Genomic DNA, 3,294 nt, shown 5'->3' on the forward strand with positions numbered 1-3,294 from the left:
ATATCCAGGACGACGCCCCCTCCGGCATCGGGACGCTCGATCCGCCAGCCGCGGAGATGCGGAGGAAGCGAGACCGCGTGGAAGACCCGAACGAACAGCGGAGTACCGACTGCGCCCGCACGGACGAGTTCGCGCATCTTGCGATGGGTCGCCGCGCAACGCAGATGATGGTTGGTGCCGAGAACGACCTCTTGCGCGGCGCAGGCTTCGATCATCTGCGCAGCCTCGTCCGCCGATAGGGAGAGCGGTTTTTCACAAAGGACGTGCTTGCCCGCTTTCGCTGCGGCGAGCACTTGGGGAAGGTGTTTCTCGTTAGTGCTGCTGACGTAGACCGCATCGATTGCAGGATCAGCGAGGACAGCATCGAGGTCCGTCGATTGTGCCGGGATGCCGTGTTTTTCGGCAAACTCGCGAGCGCGATCCGCGCCACCGCTCACGACCGCGTCGATAGCGGCGTCGGGTTGTGAACGAATGGCATTGACCATCCATTCATCGGCGATCGTGCTGGCACCGATCAGCGCCCACTTGATTTTCGTCGACATGTCTCTCTCCGTTGGAACGTTCCAATTAGCAGTCGTTGGATCGTTCCAACAAATGTAGTAGACTGCATTCACGATGTCAAACACTTTTTGGAACGTTCCAATTGTGCATAGCAACATGAAATCCGGTCCGACAATTCAGGACATCGCCGCGAGCGCCGGCGTTTCAAAATCAACGGTCTCGCTTGTCCTTCAGGAAAGCCCGAGGATTAAGGCGGAGACGGCTGAAAAAGTACGCGAGGCCGCTCGAAGTCTGGGCTATGTCTACAATCGCGGGGCCGCAGCGCTCAGAGGGCGTCGCAGCACCACGATCGGCATGGTGATCAATGACCTGACTAATCCGTTCTTCGTGGAACTACTTGTCGCGATCGAACGCGTGCTCGCCCACGCTGGCTACACCACGCTGATGGCCCACACCGCTGAAAGCGTTGCAACGCAGACGCGCGTGCTGCGATCGATGCGCGAGCAGAACGTCGCTGGCCTGATCATGTCGCCCGCATTGGGAACCGACGATGAGCTTCCTGGCGAGATTCAGTCGTGGGGGATTCCCCTTGTGCTTGTCATGCGCCCGATGGGCGTCGACGTCGACACAGTGGGCGTGGACAATGGCTACGGATTCGCGCTGGCTACCCAACATCTCATCGAACAGGGGCATACACGAATCGCATTTGCCGGCAACCGCAAGGGTTATGCGGTCGCCAACCAGCGCAGGGAGGGGTTCGTGTCTGCCATGGCGAAACACGAATTGCCGGTCGCGGACGAGTGGATCATCGACGTGGAATTGACACCCGAGGGTGGGCGCAAGGCTGTCCGTTCGATTTTCGAGATGAAGCCTCGGCCGACGGCAGTCGTTTGCTACAACGATCAGGTGGCAATCGGCGTGTTGCATGAACTGGACAGGATGGGTAAGCGTGCGGGAAAGGCCTTGGCGGTTGTCGGCTGTGACAACGTGGTGGCGGCGGAGCATACGAATCCGCCGTTAACCACGCTGTCCGCGGGTGCGGACAAACTTGGCACCATTGCGAGTGAGACGCTGCTGGCCCGACTGAGCGAAACGGCTGACGATGAGAAGCCCACCGTGCAATATTTCGCGGTGCCCGTGCTTGTCGTAAGGGAGTCAAGCGTCGGTGGTGGCTCGCATCATGCAAGCGCTACGTCGAAAGCGCGCAGAGGCTACGAGCGCACTGAGGGAAACTGATAGTCGCATCAGGCGAGTCGGGCCGGTTGTTCCAGGGCGCATGATTGATCCTGATCGATTGGCCGTAGGCCCGCTGAAGCGGCTCCGAGTGCCGTCCACACTCATCCACCGTTGTGATCAACTTTTGGCCCGGCACACGCACGTCTATCGACGATACATACGACAGGCCGACTGACCGCAAAGAGTTTCAGAGCCGCCGTTTGACGGCGTGCCAAGCGACGGTCCGGAAGGGGTCGGGTACGGCCCGCGAACGTGAAGCGATTGAGGCTGCTGTGATGTCATGCAAGGGGGAAGCAAGATAGACCCGTGACGGGATTCGCAACCCACGGCTCCATGCGTCCATCGGCTCGCACAGACGGCGCGCGCCACCTTCGATTCGCCACCGCTGACATAATCCGTTCATCGGTGCCGAATGAATTGGCGGCTTATTCTTTCCCGGCGGCTTTGGCGATGTTGCCGCCGACGTCGCTGGCAACAACAATGCACGGAGGACAAATGTCGAAACGCGTGCTGTTTGCGGTTTTGCTGCTGACGCTTGGTGTGATCGCGCATTGTGCGGCCGCGCAGCCCATGATTGAACTCAGGATAGGCGGCAAGATCCAGTCGTTTAGCCAAGGGGCGTTGCTTGCGCGCCCGGATGCCGCCGAGATTCACGTTCCACGAGATGTCGCCTACGGTACGTCGACGACCTACCGCGCAGTGCCGCTAGCCGACCTGCTCGGCGGTGCGGCGCTACCTGCGGACAGCGTGCTCGAGGCACGTGCGACCGACGGCTTCGCCGCGCAACTGCCGATGGACCTCGTGCGCAACCGTGATCCTGCGACAGCCGTCGCATGGCTCGCGGTCGAAGACCCGGCGCAGCCGTGGCCGAAGCTGCCGGGCAAACCGGTCAGCGCGGGACCGTTCTACCTGGTCTGGGTCGGCAGGGAAGCGGCATCCGTGCGCAGCGAGCAGTGGCCTTACCAGATCGCGCAACTTGCTACGCAACCGTCTCCATCCGCGCGTTGGCCGGTGCTCGGCGTCGATCCGGCACTGCCGGCAACCGATCCGGTCCGCGCGGGCCAAAGCCTGTTCATCACTCAGTGTCTCGCCTGTCATCGGCTCAACCACGCGGGCAGCGCGGACACCGGCCCCGACCTCAACGTGCCGATGAATCCAGTCGAGTACTTCCAGCCCGCCGCATTGCACCGCTACATTCGCAATCCGGCATCGGTTCGAGACTGGCCCGGTCGGACCATGCCCGCTTTCCCGCCGGATCAACTGAGCGATCGCGAGATCGATCTGATCGTCGCTTATCTTGCATACATGGCGCAGCGGAAGGTTGGACGGTAAGGTATACGAGGTAGGGGTTGGACGATGCGGAACAGTCTTTCACCGTCCTGTGCGAAGTGGAATCGGCGCCGTCAGGCGGCCGCTGCGGCGGACAGAGATCGGCCATTAGTCGCCGTTTGCGATCACCGTCTCGTCGCCATTGGAGCGGCGGCTCCGCATCAAACAGCGGACGCGGGCGAACGAGAAAAAGGTCCCTTTTTGTATGTGGCGCTAGGCTTCGGGCTT

Annotated in this window: 3 protein-coding genes; 2 read left to right on the forward strand and 1 reads right to left on the reverse strand. The window is 61.3% G+C overall.

What is annotated here, in order from left to right:
- A partial coding sequence (locus tag GNZ13_RS37125; protein ID WP_172174168.1) for a Gfo/Idh/MocA family protein occupies positions 1-542 on the reverse strand: 542 nt, incomplete at its 3' end.
- Between the two features lie 115 nt (positions 543-657).
- On the opposite strand from GNZ13_RS37125, the gene GNZ13_RS37130 reads away from it, so the two are divergent.
- Positions 658-1,737 carry a LacI family DNA-binding transcriptional regulator gene (locus GNZ13_RS37130; protein ID WP_172174162.1) on the forward strand — a complete coding sequence of 360 codons (1,080 nt, stop codon included), beginning with the start codon at positions 658-660 and terminating at the stop codon, positions 1,735-1,737.
- A gap of 495 nt (positions 1,738-2,232) precedes the next feature.
- A complete protein-coding gene (locus GNZ13_RS37135; protein WP_172174165.1) occupies positions 2,233-3,069 on the forward strand; it encodes a c-type cytochrome in 837 nt (278 codons plus the stop codon).
- Positions 3,070-3,294: the final 225 nt, after the last annotated feature.

The organism is Paraburkholderia elongata (assembly GCF_013177735.1).
Taxonomy (GTDB): domain Bacteria; phylum Pseudomonadota; class Gammaproteobacteria; order Burkholderiales; family Burkholderiaceae; genus Paraburkholderia; species Paraburkholderia elongata.